At 49.9% G+C, this 15,859-nt stretch carries 13 protein-coding genes; all 13 read left to right on the forward strand.

The window, feature by feature from the left end; genetic code table 11:
- The first annotated feature begins 39 nt into the window (after window positions 1-39).
- The 13 genes from AM231_RS06830 (at window position 40) to AM231_RS06890 (ending at window position 15,845) form a co-directional block, all read left to right on the forward strand.
- Entirely contained in the window at window positions 40-822 is a 783-nt protein-coding gene (locus AM231_RS06830) for an ABC transporter ATP-binding protein (RefSeq protein WP_054401854.1), read from the forward strand.
- Entirely contained in the window at window positions 819-1,652 is an 834-nt protein-coding gene (locus AM231_RS06835; protein ID WP_054401857.1) for an ABC transporter permease, read from the forward strand. Before AM231_RS06830 ends, AM231_RS06835 begins: the two co-directional genes overlap by 4 nt.
- A gap of 130 nt (window positions 1,653-1,782) precedes the next feature.
- On the forward strand, window positions 1,783-2,784 hold the full coding sequence (locus AM231_RS06840; protein WP_054401860.1) for an aromatic acid exporter family protein: 1,002 nt from the start codon (window positions 1,783-1,785) through the stop codon (window positions 2,782-2,784).
- A gap of 108 nt (window positions 2,785-2,892) precedes the next feature.
- Window positions 2,893-3,459 carry an outer spore coat protein CotE gene (locus AM231_RS06845; RefSeq protein ID WP_053493841.1) on the forward strand — a complete coding sequence of 189 codons (567 nt, stop codon included), beginning with the start codon at window positions 2,893-2,895 and terminating at the stop codon, window positions 3,457-3,459.
- 106 nt (window positions 3,460-3,565) lie between these two features.
- Window positions 3,566-4,822 carry a putative amidoligase domain-containing protein gene (locus AM231_RS06850; protein ID WP_054401863.1) on the forward strand — a complete coding sequence of 419 codons (1,257 nt, stop codon included), beginning with the start codon at window positions 3,566-3,568 and terminating at the stop codon, window positions 4,820-4,822.
- A gap of 60 nt (window positions 4,823-4,882) precedes the next feature.
- Window positions 4,883-7,657 carry a DNA mismatch repair protein MutS gene (gene mutS, locus AM231_RS06855; RefSeq protein WP_054401864.1) on the forward strand — a complete coding sequence of 925 codons (2,775 nt, stop codon included), beginning with the start codon at window positions 4,883-4,885 and terminating at the stop codon, window positions 7,655-7,657.
- Window positions 7,658-7,688: 31 nt separating this feature from the next.
- Window positions 7,689-9,665: a DNA mismatch repair endonuclease MutL gene (gene mutL / locus AM231_RS06860; protein ID WP_054401867.1), complete on the forward strand. Its 1,977-nt coding sequence runs from the start codon at window positions 7,689-7,691 to the stop codon at window positions 9,663-9,665.
- 17 nt (window positions 9,666-9,682) lie between these two features.
- Window positions 9,683-10,462, forward strand: a complete 780-nt coding sequence (locus tag AM231_RS06865; RefSeq protein WP_054401870.1) for a class I SAM-dependent methyltransferase — start codon at window positions 9,683-9,685, stop codon at window positions 10,460-10,462.
- Window positions 10,452-11,399 (forward strand): tRNA (adenosine(37)-N6)-dimethylallyltransferase MiaA, encoded by a 948-nt coding sequence (gene miaA, locus AM231_RS06870; RefSeq protein ID WP_054401873.1) that lies wholly within the window; start codon window positions 10,452-10,454, stop codon window positions 11,397-11,399. Before AM231_RS06865 ends, miaA begins: the two co-directional genes overlap by 11 nt.
- Window positions 11,400-11,452: 53 nt before the next feature.
- On the forward strand, window positions 11,453-11,692 hold the full coding sequence (gene hfq, locus AM231_RS06875; RefSeq protein WP_053493835.1) for an RNA chaperone Hfq: 240 nt from the start codon (window positions 11,453-11,455) through the stop codon (window positions 11,690-11,692).
- 175 nt (window positions 11,693-11,867) lie between these two features.
- Window positions 11,868-14,531, forward strand: a complete 2,664-nt coding sequence (locus tag AM231_RS06880) for a transglycosylase domain-containing protein (protein ID WP_054401876.1) — start codon at window positions 11,868-11,870, stop codon at window positions 14,529-14,531.
- A 97-nt stretch (window positions 14,532-14,628) separates the two neighbouring features.
- Entirely contained in the window at window positions 14,629-15,183 is a 555-nt protein-coding gene (locus AM231_RS06885) for a ribonuclease FAU-1 family protein (protein WP_053493833.1), read from the forward strand.
- Window positions 15,184-15,185: 2 nt separating this feature from the next.
- On the forward strand, window positions 15,186-15,845 hold the full coding sequence (locus tag AM231_RS06890) for a YdcF family protein (RefSeq protein WP_053493832.1): 660 nt from the start codon (window positions 15,186-15,188) through the stop codon (window positions 15,843-15,845).
- Window positions 15,846-15,859 lie beyond the last annotated feature (14 nt).

Raw genomic sequence — 15,859 nt, forward strand, 5'->3', positions numbered from 1 at the left:
CGCGTGCTCCCGATCCATCGAATGAAAGGAGAGAGCACCATGGTACCGGTAGTTGAATTGAATGATATTGCCCATGTGTACGTTACTGATCGGGAAGCCTCTCTAGCTGTGGAAGGAATACAATTGAAGGTGGACCCGGGAGAGTTCATCAGCCTGGTAGGCCCTAGCGGCTGCGGAAAGACGACCATCTTGTCCATCATAGCCGGCCTGCTGGCACCCTCCAAAGGAACAGTCTCTCTGAACGGTAAATCGGTAAACGGGCCGTCTTCCGAGGTGGGCTACATGCTGCAGCAGGATTATCTGTTTCCATGGCGGACCATAATGGATAATGCCTTGATAGGTTTGGAACTGACGGAGAGATTGAGTCCAGAAAGTCGCAGCGTGGTAGAGAACCTGCTCAAGGAAATGGGGCTAGGAGAAAGCGAGAGCCTTTACCCCTCGCAGCTGTCGGGCGGAATGAGGCAGCGGGTTGCGCTTGTAAGGACCTTGGCCACGGACCCGGGTCTTCTGCTGCTGGATGAACCATTCTCTGCATTGGATTATCAGACGAAGCTGCAGCTGGAGGATCTGATCGTTGAAACTTTAAAGGAACGTGGAAAAACCGCCATTCTGGTCACACATGATTTATCTGAGGCGATTGCGATGAGCGATCGGGTCATTCTGCTTAACCGCAATCCCGGACGGGTACATCGCTTGTTCGATATCCCCGGGAACATTCGGGCAGCCCAGCCTTTTTATGCGCGCAAGGAGCCGGGTTTCAATGAACTATTTCATGAGATATGGGAGGAAATGCAAGCGATCGGGAAGGAGGGGAGTCAATGACATCACGAGAAGAGCCTTCCGCGGCGCCGTCAAAGGGCTGGCTTCAGGATCTTTATATCCGGCATATGAAACTAAAAAGGCGGCGCCGAAGCCGGGTACTGACCGTTCAGCTAAGCCTGCTGCTGCTGTTCTTTATCTGGTGGGAAGCGGCAGGCAGGTTCAAATGGATCGACGTGCTGCTATTCAGCTACCCGTCCAAAATCTTCGAAAACATCGGGAAGCAGGCGGTGAGCGGTGAGTTATGGGGACATTTGGGGGTCACAGTTGGCGAGACGGTTGTCGGCTTTTTGCTCGGTACGCTGGTAGGTACGCTTCTGGCCGTACTCATCTGGTGGTCACCGTTTCTCAACAAGGTGCTTGACCCGTACATGGTCGTATTTAACAGCATGCCAAAAGTGGCGCTGGGTCCGATATTTATCGTGATGTTTGGAGCTGGCTTTACCGCTATTGTCGTTACTACATTATCCATTACAGTCATCGTTACCACACTTGTCGTCTACAACAGCTTTAATGAAGTGGATTCCAATCTGATCAAGGTCGTCCGGACCTTTGGCGGGAGCAAGCGGCAGGTGTTTCAAAGGGTCGTACTGCCGGCATCCTATCCGGCGATTGTCTCTACGCTCAAAGTCAATGTGGGCATGGCATGGGTTGGTGTCATCGTTGGCGAATTCCTCGTCGCGAAGTCAGGGCTCGGGTATCTGATCATGTATGGATTTCAGGTGTTCAACTTTACACTTGTGTTATCGAGTCTGCTCATTATCGCCGTTGTGGCTACCGCTATGTATCAGATCGTGGTGTATATAGAGAGGAAGTTGTTAACCCACCGGTAGAGGGACCTGCCAGTACAATCAAGTGCAGTTGTTTATGGCGTGAAAATAAGCTAGGATGAAGTTACCTTATTTATGCAATGAATCATCGTTCAAATATCGTTCATCAACTCGCCTGGAGGCTCTTCATCACATGGGATTTCGTGTCATCAAAACGGCTGCGGCAAGTCTGCTTGCCATACTAATTACAGATGCATTGAACATACCGGGGGCAACGTCCGCCGGTCTTCTTGCTATCCTGGGCGTTGATGTCACGCGGAAGCGAAGTGTGCGCTCGATATCCTCAAGACTCTTTGCTTCTTTACTGGGTCTGCTGCTGGCATGCATTCTGTTTTATTTTCTCGGCTTTCATTATTGGGTATTGGCATTGTATATCTTGCTTGCGTTCCCGCTGATCTCGAGAGCTAACTTCAAAGAAGGCATTGTGACGAGCTCGGTCGTAGTATTCCGCGTATTTCAGGGCGAGGCACTCAGCGTGGGGGTTCTAATTACGCAATTCGAATTGCTGATCATCGGCCTAGGTTCGGCTATGCTCGTGAATTTAGTTTATATGCCCAACAGCGAAGGGGCGATGATGGACATTCGTCGGAAGGTGGACGGGCTGTTCTCTGTCATTTTCAGTCACTTCTCACATACGCTTAGAGACCCGGAACATATATGGGATGGCAAAGAACTGATCGAGGCCAACCGGGAGATCGAGAAGGGAATAGAAGAAGCCAAGCGTGCTTCGGAGAACCAGATGATTCATCCGGATGGCGCCTGGAATATCTATTTTTATATGCGAAAGGAACAGATGGAGAATATTCAGAGCATGATCCATCAAATATCCCAGGTGTATGAACGGCTCCCAACTGGCGTATTGACGGCCGAAATATTCGAGCAGCTAAGCCACGATGTGGTGGCAGAGGAATATACGGGGAAGTCCGAGGGTCTTCTGATTGAGCTGGAGGATCGCTTTAAGGAGATGGAGCTCCCGACCACACGTGAGGAATTCGAGGTTCGGGCTGCGATATTGCAGTTATGCCGAGAGCTGGAATACTACCTGAATATTTCGAAGAAATACAAGGCGCCCACAGCGAAAAAAGCCCGGAATAGCGCGGATTCGGCCGTATCCCTGAGGGATCGCCAGAAATAAAACTCATATTTTTTAGCAACATATGAATTTATTTGGACCACTTCATTCAACATTCGCCCATGTCTTGCATACACATGTATGGAATGATTGTATGGAGGAGGTTCGAAGATGTCATTGAGTCATAAACACCAATGTAGAGAAATCATCACGAAGGCGATCTGCGGCAAGGGTCGTAAATTCTCTACCGTAACACATACCGTGACTCCGCCTAATAATCCGACCAGTATCTTGGGGGCCTGGATTATAAACCATCAATACGAGGCGGTTGCCGCCGGAGACGGAATTGAAGTTATTGGTACTTACGATGTTAACATCTGGTATTCCTATGACAAAAATTCGCAGACCGATGTGGCGAAAGAAACGGTATCCTATGTAGAACGTGTGCCTCTTTCCTATCTGGATCCGAAGCATCGTGCATCTACGGTGGAAGTGTCGGCTGAAGCGACACAGGAGCCGAGCTGCGTGGAGGCCAGCGTATCCTCAAATGGCAAAAGTGTCATTCTGCGGGTAGAAAGAGAGTATGCGGTGGAGCTGGTTGCCGAGACCAAAGTGGTCGTCAAAGTATGTACCGACCATCACGGTGATTATGAAGACAAGGAATTCGAATACGCCCTTGGAGACGATGTCGATGATTACGAAGACCTTGATTACGAAGGTCTGGAGGATGAGCTGTAAGTTAACCCTCCTGTAGGAATGATTATAATCTTAGCATATGCAGCGGGGGCAGCTTTGCGGAGGGCGGATGCCCTCTTTTTTATTTTTATTCGCAGGGGGCGGGAATATGGGCGGGTCTAAGGTAAAAGCAAAGGCTGCAAAAGAGTATGCAGCGCTGAAAGGGGAGGATGGGCATCTGGCGCAGGCACGATTGATCAGGTCGGGTATCCCATGCCGCATGAACCTGGGTTCAGGTGAGGACACACGTTATACAGCCCGTTACACGGTCCATGTTAAGGAGCTGGCGGCGACGTGGATCAGCCGTGGTCTGCTGGGAGGCAGTGAAGCGGGATATCAGCCCGATGCCGAGAATGGAAGGTATGAAGATGGCCTGCTCCGGAGATTGGAGAAAGCGGCGGTGCGATCCCTGTATACGCTGGGTGTGGATGAAGGTCAGGTCCGCATTGCGGCTCGATCCGGGCGCAGACATCTGGTAGAGGAAGTTCGAATGATCGCTGGCCATAACAAAACCGTGATGAGTGCAAAAGGGCAGGGGACCGAAGGGAACAGGGCAAGTTATGACGCACTTGAGTCTACTTCCACAATAACATTAGCCATGGGTATGGATCCGGAGTTCGTACTGATGAGGGATAATGGTGAAATTGTACATGCATCGGACTTCATGGAACGCGGTGGAGTTGCCGGCAGCGATGCCGTTCGTTTCCGGGGAGAGGTTATTTATCCCATCGCCGAGCTTAGACCGTCGCCAAAGCCGAGCCCGAAGGCGCTGATGATTGAAATGCAAAAAGCATTACATGAAGCTCATAGCCTGATTCGTGATCCTTCTTTAAACTGGAGGGCAGGTGCTCTGCCTTACGTGAATTTTCCATTAGGGGGTCATATTCATTTCAGCGGTGTACAGCTATCCTTGCCTCTTCTTCAAGCCCTGGATAATTATCTGGCGTTGCCTCTGGTCTTGCTGGAAGACCCCAAAGGGCGGTTTCGTAGACCACGTTATGGTTATCTTGGAGATTTCCGGCGGCAGGCGCACGGAGGATTTGAATATCGGACATTACCCAGCTTTCTCGTGTCGCCACTGGTGGCGAAGCTGTCACTATATGTTGCCTATTTGATAGCCCAGTATAGCGATCGGCTGCCAGCAAGGCCCCTAAATACCGAGCGTTATCACCGAGCGTATTATGAAGGAGATAAACTTGTACTCAAAGAGTGTATCGCAGGCTGGCATCGGGATCTGTCCGCACTGCCCGAATATTCGGATTACGCACGCGAGATCGAGCTGGCTCTATCGCATATGGAGGCAGGGAGAACCTGGGATGAAAGCCGAGATATCAGACCCTTGTGGAATATTCCCGTGAAGCCATGATGCCTGCGGCTGATTTCTGTTATAATGGAGGTCAAGCTAGATTGGTATTGGAGGTACGTCATGGCTAAATATACGCCGATGATTGAACAATATTTGAACGTAAAAGAACAAGCGCGCGATGCGTTTCTTTTTTTCCGTTTGGGTGATTTTTACGAAATGTTTTTTGACGATGCAATTCTGGCATCGAAGGAACTGGAGATTACGTTGACAGGCCGCGAGGGCGGCGCATCCGAGAAAATACCGATGTGCGGAGTACCCTATCATTCCGCAGAAGGTTATATACAGCGGTTAATCGAAAAAGGCTATAAGGTTGCGATCTGTGAGCAGATGGAGGACGCTTCCGTTACCAAAGGCATGGTACGGCGTGAAATCGTTAGGGTGGTAACGCCAGGAACCATTATGGACGGCAAATCGGTCCAGGATAAAGCTAATAACTACATGGTGTGCGTCACAGAGGCAGGAGGGTTAATGTCTCTCTCGGCATGCGACCTGTCGACAGGCGAGCTTTATGTAACCTCGGTTCCGGCGTCTGAGGAATGGCTCAGGGATGAGATTGGTATCTATGAGCCTTCCGAAATCATCGGAGATGCCTCTCTTCTAGAGATCATCTCGTCACAGGCGCTCCCGGGCAGCCGGAACATCGTGTATACGGCTTGGGATCGCAGAGAGGACAATCTGGTTCGCAACCAATTTGGAGAACCGGCATGGGCTCGCCTGGATGAAGAACGCAGAGCCTGTATTTCCCTGTTAATCTCGTATTTAAGTGAGACGCAGAAGCGGTCACTTGGACAACTCACCCAGATTGCTTCCTATGAGCCTGGGCAGTATATGGTTCTGGATCCGTTCACAAGACGCAATCTGGAGCTGGTTGAGACCGTCCGTGAGCGTTCGAAGAAAGGTTCGCTCCTGTGGCTGCTGGACCGTACAGAAACCTCCATGGGAGCCAGACTCCTGCGGCGCAGAATCGATAAACCGCTGTTGTCACGAAGTCGGATTGAGGAACGGCTGGAGGCTGTTGAGCATTTGTATAACCAGTACATACTGCGTGAAGATTTGCGGATGGCGCTTAAGGAGATTTACGATTTGGAACGACTGGTTGGCCGGATTGCGTTTGGCAGTGCGAATGGCCGGGATTTGAATGCGCTCAAGCTGTCGTTGAGGCAGATTCCATCTTTAAAAGAGCTTTGTGCACAGTCGCCTTCGGAAACGCTGCGGCGTGTGGCAGCGGATACGGATATTTGCGATGATCTGTGCGAACTGATCGAGAATGCAATTGTGGATGAGCCACCGGTGTCTGTGCGTGATGGAGGTATCATAAAGCCGGGGTATCATGAACGGCTGGATGAGTTTCGGGAAGCGAGCACCAGCGGCAAACGCTGGATCGCGGAGCTCGAGGCTAAGGAGCGTGCGGTTACCGGGATCAAGTCTCTGAAGATCGGCTATAACAAGGTGTTCGGCTATTATATCGAGGTGACCAAGTCCAATCTGTCTTCGCTGCCGGAAGGCCGCTATGAGCGCAAACAGACTCTGGCCAATGCAGAGCGCTATGTTACGCCTGAGTTGAAGGAAAAGGAAGGCCTGATTCTGGAAGCGCAGGAAAAGATGGTGGATTTGGAATATGCTCTATTTACGGAGATTAGGGAGAAGTTGAACACCGAAATAAGCCGACTGCAAAAGCTCGCAGAGCGTATTGCAGAGATTGATGTCTATCAATCACTGGCCGCGGTCAGTGCGGAATATCGCTTTGTGAAGCCTGAATTAAGCGACGGCTATGATTATATCGTGGAAAACGGTCGTCATCCTGTCGTAGAGGCAGTAATGAAAGATTCTACGTTTATTGCAAACGGAACGGATTTGTGCAAGGATGGTTCGTCCATTCTGCTGATAACCGGTCCTAATATGGCTGGAAAAAGCACGTACATGCGGCAGGTCGCTTTGTTGTCGATTCTAGCACAGATCGGCTGCTTTGTTCCGGCAGAACGCGCAGTAATTCCGATCGTGGATCGCATTTTCACGCGCATAGGGGCAGCGGATGACCTGATTGGCGGCCAGAGCACCTTCATGGTAGAAATGGCCGATATTCAGGTTATGACGGAAAAGGCCACGCCGCGCAGCTTGATCATCATCGATGAGCTCGGACGAGGTACCTCTACAAGTGAAGGCATGGCTATCGCGCAAGCCGTCATTGAATACGTGCATGATCATATCGGCTGCAAAGCGCTGGTATCAACGCATTTTCATGAGCTTGCCCATCTGCAGGAAAGCCTTGGCGGTCTCAAGAATTACTCCATGGCTGTTCAGGAAAGCGGGGACAAGGTGCATTTTCTTCGCAAGTTGATGCCTGGCGCGGCTGACAGCAGTTATGGTATCTACTGCGCAAGATTGGCCGGGCTGCCCGGAAGTATCATTGATCGTGCTTATGGGCTGCTGCAGGGGCTGGAGATGGCTTCACTGGCCGCTGTGGCTTCGGAGCAAGGCGCCTCTGCCATACAGGATGAGCAGCAAGGTTCGTCTGTGCAACTTGCAGAGAGCCGAAAAAGCGCGGATACCGTCCAGGAACACCAACATGGTCCGCTCACTTATGGCGGCGGTTTGGAATCGCCTGATAGGAGGGGCGGGGTTGTTCAGCTCTCCATATTTGGAGAGGAGGAAGAGCCTGAACCGAGAAATGCCAAACTTGGCAAGGAACAGCATGCCATTATACAAGAAAGCGCCCAAGACCCTGCCGTAAGGAGCATTATTGAGGCAGTGAAAGGTGCCGATGTGATGAATATGACGCCGCTTCAGGCCATGCAATTTCTGAATGAGCTGAAGATTCAAGCGAAGGATATGTAACTTTTATGGAATAGAAACGGAGGTAGGAAAGATGGGAATTATACGGATATTGGACGAGCATATCGCTAACCAGATTGCTGCCGGAGAAGTGGTGGAACGGCCTGCCTCCGTTGTCAAGGAGCTTGTTGAGAACGCCATTGATGCCGGAAGCACCAAAATCGATGTATCCGTTGAAGAAGGCGGACTGGACAGTATTCGTGTTACCGATAATGGCGCGGGTATGGATCCAGAAGACTGCGAGACGGCTTTTTACCGCCATGCGACGAGTAAGATCGCTGAGGGACGAGATTTGTTTCAAATTACCAGTCTCGGATTTAGAGGCGAGGCGCTGCCATCCATTGCCGCTGTTTCCAAGGTGCGTTTGGTTACTTCTAATGCTCAGGATGGCCGCGGACGGAAGCTCGAAATCGAGGGCGGTCATCTGCGTGTGAACGAAGAGACTGCTGCTCCGAGAGGAACTGATTTTCTCGTAAGGGAATTGTTTTACAATACGCCGGCAAGGCTGAAATATATGAAGACGATTCAGACAGAGCTGGGGCATATTTCAGATTATATGTACCGTTTGGCGCTTTCTCGTCCGGATATTGCATTTACACTTCGGCATAATGAAAATTCGCTGCTTCAGACCCTGGGCAACGGTGATATTCTACAGGTAATTGCGGCTATATATGGTACCCAATCCGCTAAATCGATGCTTCCCATAGCTGCGGAAAATATGGATTACACGTTGAGTGGATATATCAGCCGCCCTGACTATACACGGGCCAACCGGAACGGGATGTCGCTTATCATTAATGGGAGATATATTCGGAATTACGGCTTGGCACAGGCGGTGCTGCGAGGATATCACACGCTGCTGCCGATAAACCGGTTTCCGCTCGTCGTACTGCATCTATCCATGCATCCCTCATTAATTGATGTGAATGTGCACCCTTCGAAGCTTGAGGTCCGATTCAGTAAAGAACAGGAGCTCTTCGCTTTGGTTGAGGAAGAAATCCGCAAGGTATTGCAACAGGAAGTGCTAATTCCCCGTCCAGCCAAGCAAAGCATTGGCCAAAGCGACAAAGCTTTTATTCAGGAGCAACTACAGTTTCCTAGTGCCCAGGGACAAGCTTCTGCGTCCCGCAATGATGTAGGCCGCAGCATGCAGGAAGCAGGAAACGGTGAACGATCCGTTACAGGGAATACAACCTTCCCGGCGTCCCCTGCATCCTTAACGCAGGGCAATGCTGGAATACGTCCTGCGAACGGTGAGACTCGTTCTTATGTGGATCGACCCGCCGGTTCCAATACGCAGATGCGGGAAACGGCCGCGGCCTCCACCTACCGGAGCGATTACCGCAGGGAGACTAGGGAGAATAACGGGACTCCTGCCGTTACTAAGGAGTGGCTCCAAGCAGTTTCAGGACCGGTCCCCGAGATACCGCCTTTTCCGGAGCTTACGCTTATCGGGCAGCATCATGGTACTTATCTCATTGCGCAGAATGATACTGGACTGTACTTGATTGACCAGCATGCCGCGCATGAGCGGATTAACTACGAATATTACTATGAACAGTTTGGCAACCCGGCAGATGCATCCCAGGAGCTGCTGCTGCCGATTACGTTGGAGTTTACGTCTTCAGAATCGGAGAAGGTGAAGGAACGGCTGCACTGGTTCGAGAAGGTTGGCGTATATATGGAGTTTTTTGGCGGCCATACCTTCCTGGTACGTTCCCATCCATTCTGGTTCCCTAAGGGGGAAGAGAAGGCCATAATCGAGGAGATGGCTGAATGGGTTCTGAATGAACGCAATATTGATATCGCCAAGCTGAGAGAAACCTCGTCGATCATGTGCTCCTGCAAGGCTTCCATCAAAGCCAATCAGAAGCTGACGGAGCAGGAGGCAATGACGCTGATTCAGCGTTTGGGCGCCTGCCGGCAGCCTTATACATGTCCGCATGGAAGACCGATCGTGGTATCATTCTCGGCTTATGATTTGGAGAAAATGTTTAAGCGTGTCATGTAACAGCAAGGAGGACCTTCATGATTATTACAACTGGAGAAGCGGAAGCACCGGATATTGTGGAGCGCGCGCAGAATTTAGCCCAGGAAACCGGCTGCCGTTATGTCCAGCGCAGCGGTCATTCATTGCAAAAATTAGCCCGTAAATTCGGAGATGACGACGTGCTGGTCGTATTAAACGGTCATGTACGCCTAAGCGGACCGGGCGGATCGGTTATGGAATTTCATCCAAGTATGGGTTTCGTCCGCTTGAAACGCGTGCTTAATGGGAATCCGGACCCCATGCTGAAGGCTTCAGGCATGGAAGAAGGTGATTCCGTACTGGATTGCACCGCAGGACTTGGAGCCGATTCCCTGGTGTTTTCGGGCAAGGGCGGGGCGAACAGCCAAATCACTGCGCTGGAAAGCTCACTGCCCTTATATGCGCTTTTGAAAGAAGGACTTCGGACCTATGAAAGCCATTTGGAGGCCAGTGATCAAGCGATGAGACGAATCGAGGTTAGACACAGCCACCATTTGGATTACTTGAAATCACTTCCCGACAGAAGCGTAGACATTGTCTATTTTGATCCCATGTTCCGTGAACCGATTACTGATTCGGCATCCATTAATCCGCTAAGACATTATGCAAACGGAGAACCGCTGGATACGGAAAGTGTGAGGGAAGCGGTCCGGGTTGCTCGCAAAACGGTCGTTTTGAAGGAAGCCAGGTTCAGCGGAGAGTTTGAGCGGCTTGGCTTTACCATGCCTGAACGGGGTAAATCGAAAATAACGTACGGAGTGATTTCCATTGACAGATGAAACCAAACCGAAACTGCTTGTACTTATCGGGCCAACAGCAGTAGGTAAAACGAAAATGAGTATCGAGCTGGCAAAAGAATTCGGATGTGAAATCATTTCCGGCGATTCAATGCAAGTATACCGGGGCATGGATATTGGCACGGCCAAAATTTCACAGGAAGAAATGGAAGGCATTCCCCACCATCTCATGGATATACATGAGCCCGATCATCCTTATTCAGTGGCTGAATTTCAGGAACAAAGCCAGAGACTGATCAAGGAAATTCATGATCGGGGGAAACTTCCCTTTATTGTTGGGGGAACCGGGCTTTACGTAGAGTCTGTGTGCTATGGCTATCAGTTCAGCGAAAGTGGTGCGGACGAGGCTTATCGGGAGGAGCAGTTTGTCTATGCCAACGAACATGGGGCAGAGGCTCTCCATCAGAAATTGGCAGAGGTCGATCCTGAGACTGCCGAGCGGCTTCATCCTAATGACCTACGCCGTGTCGTTCGTGCTTTGGAAATATTCCATCTGACGGGTATCCCACTTTCGGCCCAGCTGGCACCACAAACTAAGCAATCTGCTTACGATCTGTGCTTGGTCGGTTTGACAATGGACAGGCAAATGCTTTATAACCGTATTGAAGAGCGAATTGATCTTATGCTGAACCAAGGACTTGTTGATGAGGTGGCAGCACTCATGGACAAAGGGTTTGCTCCGGGGCTAGTATCCATGCAAGGGCTGGGTTACAAGGAAATTGTATCGTACCTCTCAGGCGAGTGCAGCTACGAAGAGGCTGTAGTGCTCCTCAAACGTGATACACGCCGATTCGCTAAGCGGCAGTTGTCTTGGTTTCGTCACATGAAAGACATTGAGTGGGTTGATGTCACCGACTCTGGAAACTTTTCTGCAAACTATCAAAAGATCCGTGCTATAATAGCAGGAAAGTTTCACTGAAATCTTGAATATATTCTCAAAACAATCTAATTGAACCATTGGGGGTACGGCTAATGAACAAGTCCATTAACATCCAAGACACGTTCTTGAACCAACTGCGTAAAGAGAACATTCCGGCCACGGTATACCTTACAAACGGCTTTCAAATCCGTGGGACCATCAAAGCTTTTGACAATTTTACCATCGTAATTGACAGCGACGGCCGTCAGCAAATGGTGTACAAGCATGCGATCTCCACGTTCATGCCGCAGCGTAATGTGTCCCTGATGCAGGATAACAACAGCGATCAATAGACATTGGAATGGACTCATAGAGAGCAAGCTGATTATTTTGAAACTTTTTGGTTTATAATTCGTTAAGTGTTTATAAGGAGTGCAGAGAGCAACCTGAGAAGGTTGTTCTTTTCTTTCCGGATGCTGAACTAGAGCTAGAAGGCTTAAACCCGAAAGGGAGTAAGGAGGGGGACATATGGCTGGAAAAGATAATCAGATGTCGCGATTAAATAAAAACAAAGATGAATCTAAGACATCGAAAACAGTGAAGCCGAAAACAAAGAAGAAAAAAGGCAAAGGGAAGCGCATAGCATGGGCTTTGTTTTTCACGGCCGTTATTGCGATCTTCTGCGCACTCGCAGGATATTTATTCATCCTAATCAGTGGTGAGAAGCTGCTGGACCAGAACCGGGATAAGCTCAGTGCGTATGGTACATCCAAGGTGTATGATCGCAACGGTACGCTAATGGGCGAACTTTCCCTTCAGAAGAGCGAACCGGTGGACTACGAGGATATTCCTGAGAAATTGGTACAGGCGTTTATCGCTACAGAAGATAGACGATTCATGGAACATAACGGAGTGGATATGTGGTCGATCGGCCGTGCTGCTGTAAAGGATATCATGGCTCGCTCCATGGTGGAGGGCGGAAGTACGATCACGCAGCAGCTGGCGAAGAATATATTCCTGACAAGGGATAAAACATTCTTCCGTAAAGCGACTGAAATGTCCATTGCACTAGCGCTCGAACGTCAGCATACCAAGCAAGAAATCATGGGGATGTATTTGAACCGGATTAACTTTGGAGGCCCGTACTATGGCATCAAGGCTGCATCCGAGCGTTATTTTGGCCAATCGGATCTGAACAAGCTGGAATTGTGGCAAATGGCAACACTGGCAGCCATGCCGAAGGGGCCGTCCCGATACAATCCACTCAAGAACCCTGAGCTTTCCAAAGAGCGCCGGGCGGTTGTATTGACCTTGATGGAACAGCAGGGTTATATCACGGCTGAAGAGGCAGCTAAAGCCAAGAAAGTGGACTATACCTATACGCCGCCTGAAAGACAACAGAAGTATACGGCGTTTATTGACTACGTTATGGAAGAGGCTGAGGAGACATTGGGCCTCACTGAAGACGATGTCAACATTGGTGGCTATCAGATTTACACAACAATGGACGTTAACGCCCAGAAGGCAATGGAAGAAGAATTCAATAATCCGGCCAACTTTGAGGAGAGTCCTGATGATGTGCCAGTAGAGGGCTCTATGGTCATCATGAACCAGGAAACTGGGGGCATTGTAGCGATGGTCGGAGGTCGAGAGTATACGCGCGGCGGATTCAGCCGGGCTACCGACAGCCGTCGTCAGCCGGGTTCTTCCCTGAAGCCGATCGTTTCTTACGCACCGGCGCTGGAATCTGGCAAATTTACGAAGGATTCTAGGCTTAGCAATAAGAAGCAATGTTTTGGTAGCAATTATTGTCCGAATAACTTGCACGGATACTCGGAGACGATCGGAATGCCGGAAGCGATTCAGCGATCCGAGAACATTCCAGCTGTATGGCTGCTCAATGAAATCGGCGTGAAAACCGGATTTGACTTCGCTCAAAGCCTGGGCATCAAGATGACCGAAGGGGATGCGAACTTGTCCTTAGCCCTTGGTGGCATGAATACGGGTACGAATACCTTTGAAATGGCCCAAGCTTTCAGCGCCTTTGCCAATGGCGGAGAATTCAAAGAGGCGTTTGCGATCAAACAGATCAAGGACAGCAAAGGCAAGGTTGTGTATGAGAACAAGGGAAGCAAAGGAAAGCGTGTAATGAGCGCTACAACAGCTTCGCAAATGACAGACATGATGCGCCGTGTTGTAGAGGAAGGAACAGGTAAGAATGCTCGAATCAGCCGCCCGGTTGCCGGTAAGACGGGAACCACACAGAGTGGATTCAAGGGTGTCAGCTCGAACCGTGACGTATGGTTTGTTGGATATACGCCTGAACTGACCGCGGCCGTGTGGATGGGCTACGATAATCCTGACCGGCAGCATCTGCTTAAACGGAGCAGCTCTATTTCGGCTTCCCTTTGGGGCAAAGTGATGGAGAAGGCTGTTCAAGGCTACGAAGCTAAGAGCTTCCCGAATACGGAGCCGACACCACCACCCGTTGAAGAAACCAAATTAGGTGCAGTCAGTGGCTTGACCGGTTCCTATAATGGGCAGTCTCAAACGGTATCGCTCAGCTGGAATGCGGTACAAGGTAATAACATTCAGTACCGCATATACCGTAAGGAAACGTCAGAGCCGGGATACACACCGATTGTGGGTGCCCATAGCGGTACTTCCATTGAGGATATGAGTGCTATGGAAGGCTTAGCTTATAATTACTATGTAACCGCGATTGATCCGTCAACGAATGAAGAGTCGGAACCTTCAAACATCATTCAGATCGTGGCCGTTTCAGAGGAACTGCCACCTGAAGAGCTCGAACCGGATCCGGGAGACATGGAGGAGCAACCTCCGCTTGATGAAGACAACAGCGAGGAAGGCGAACTCCCTCCTGGATATGACCAAGGCAATGAAAATGGTAATAGCCCTGGTGACCAAGGTAACGGGAATGGTGAGAATTCCGGGAATCATGGCAATGGCAATGGAGTAAATCCACCTGATCAGGGGAACGGAGCCGGGAATGGCCATGGGAATCAAGGTAATGGCAATGGTTCCGATGGATCAGGTGATGGATCTGACAGTGGAGACGCAGGAGCCGGAGACGACAGCTCGGATACTGGCAATGTTACAACAGTACCGGGAACGATTGTAGAGCCGCCTGATGCCCAGAACGAATCTGAAGGGTCTCAAGAGAGCCCATAATGAATCAGAGCCTCCGCATAGATGCGGAGGCTTCTTTGTTTTGAGTGTGAAACTCAAATGTGGTAAGCTGGGAATACGAATGGGGAGGAAAAGTTCCATGAAACGTAAATTCGGAGACCGGGCGAATTGGCGCCGTATCACCCGCAGACACTTCACTTCCCGTTATGTGGAAGGTGAGCAATTTACTGGCTATTTAACGTTATATACCATTTATGGTCTTAAAGAACCTTTGTGGAAGACGTATGGCCATCATACTTACCGAATTGCGGACAAGGGCTACTCATGGCTGCAGTATTACCCGAAGGACAGCCATTTTATCGTTACGGCCATGTTTGATGACAAGCGAAATATCGTGCAGTGGTACATCGATATTTGCAAGAAACAAGGGGTAACAGACCAAGGCGTTCCATGGTTTGACGATCTGTATCTGGACGTGGTGGTGGTAAAGAATGGAGAAGTGTTCTTGCTGGATGAAGATGAGCTTGAGGATGCCTTGTGCCGCCATGACATAACCCGGGATGATTACAGGCTTGCCAAGGTGACTGCACGAAATTTGCTTAGGGCTATCGACGCGCATGAATTTCCTTACTTTATGATGTCTCTGAAGCATCGTGACCAGTTATTTCATAACGGAGAATTCAGGAGGAAGTAAGCATGCGTCAAAATCAGGAAATACATAAGAGTCTGCCTCGAGCAGGCGCACAGAAGAGAGCATGGTATCGACGAGGGATCTATACCCTGCTCTCTCTTGTTGTAATCGGAGTTCTATGGGTGGGTTATGTGTATTGGAGAATCGAACACCCGGTCAGCAATCCTGCGGATCGTGCCGATGTTGGCATTGTTCTGGGGGCTTCCATGTGGGGAGATCATCCTAGCCCTGGACTTCGTGAACGACTTGAGCATGCATTGAAGGAATATCATGAAGGTCGTTTTGACACCTTCATTGTATCAGGCGGCTTGGATAAGCCTGGATATACATATACCGAAGCAGAAGGAATGAGAAACTTTCTTGTCGCCGAAGGCGTTCCCGAGGATCGGATATTTCTGGAGAATGCAGCCACCAGCACATATGAAAATTTACTATATAGCCAAGCTATTATGGAAAAGCATGGATGGAACACAGCCATTATCATAACTCACGATTATCACGGGACGAGAGCTTTGGAAGTAGCAACAACGCTTGGTTACAATCAACCTACGATTTCACTGACGAAATCTACCGTTTTGCCCATGATTAAGCACAAGAGCAGGGAAGTGCTGGCCTATACGAAATGGACAGCAGACAGGGTATTAATCGCAATAGGTGTCCTATGATTAGAAACTTCTAA

Origin of the sequence: Paenibacillus solani (assembly GCF_001277345.1) — a bacterium.
Taxonomy (GTDB): domain Bacteria; phylum Bacillota; class Bacilli; order Paenibacillales; family Paenibacillaceae; genus Paenibacillus_AQ; species Paenibacillus_AQ solani.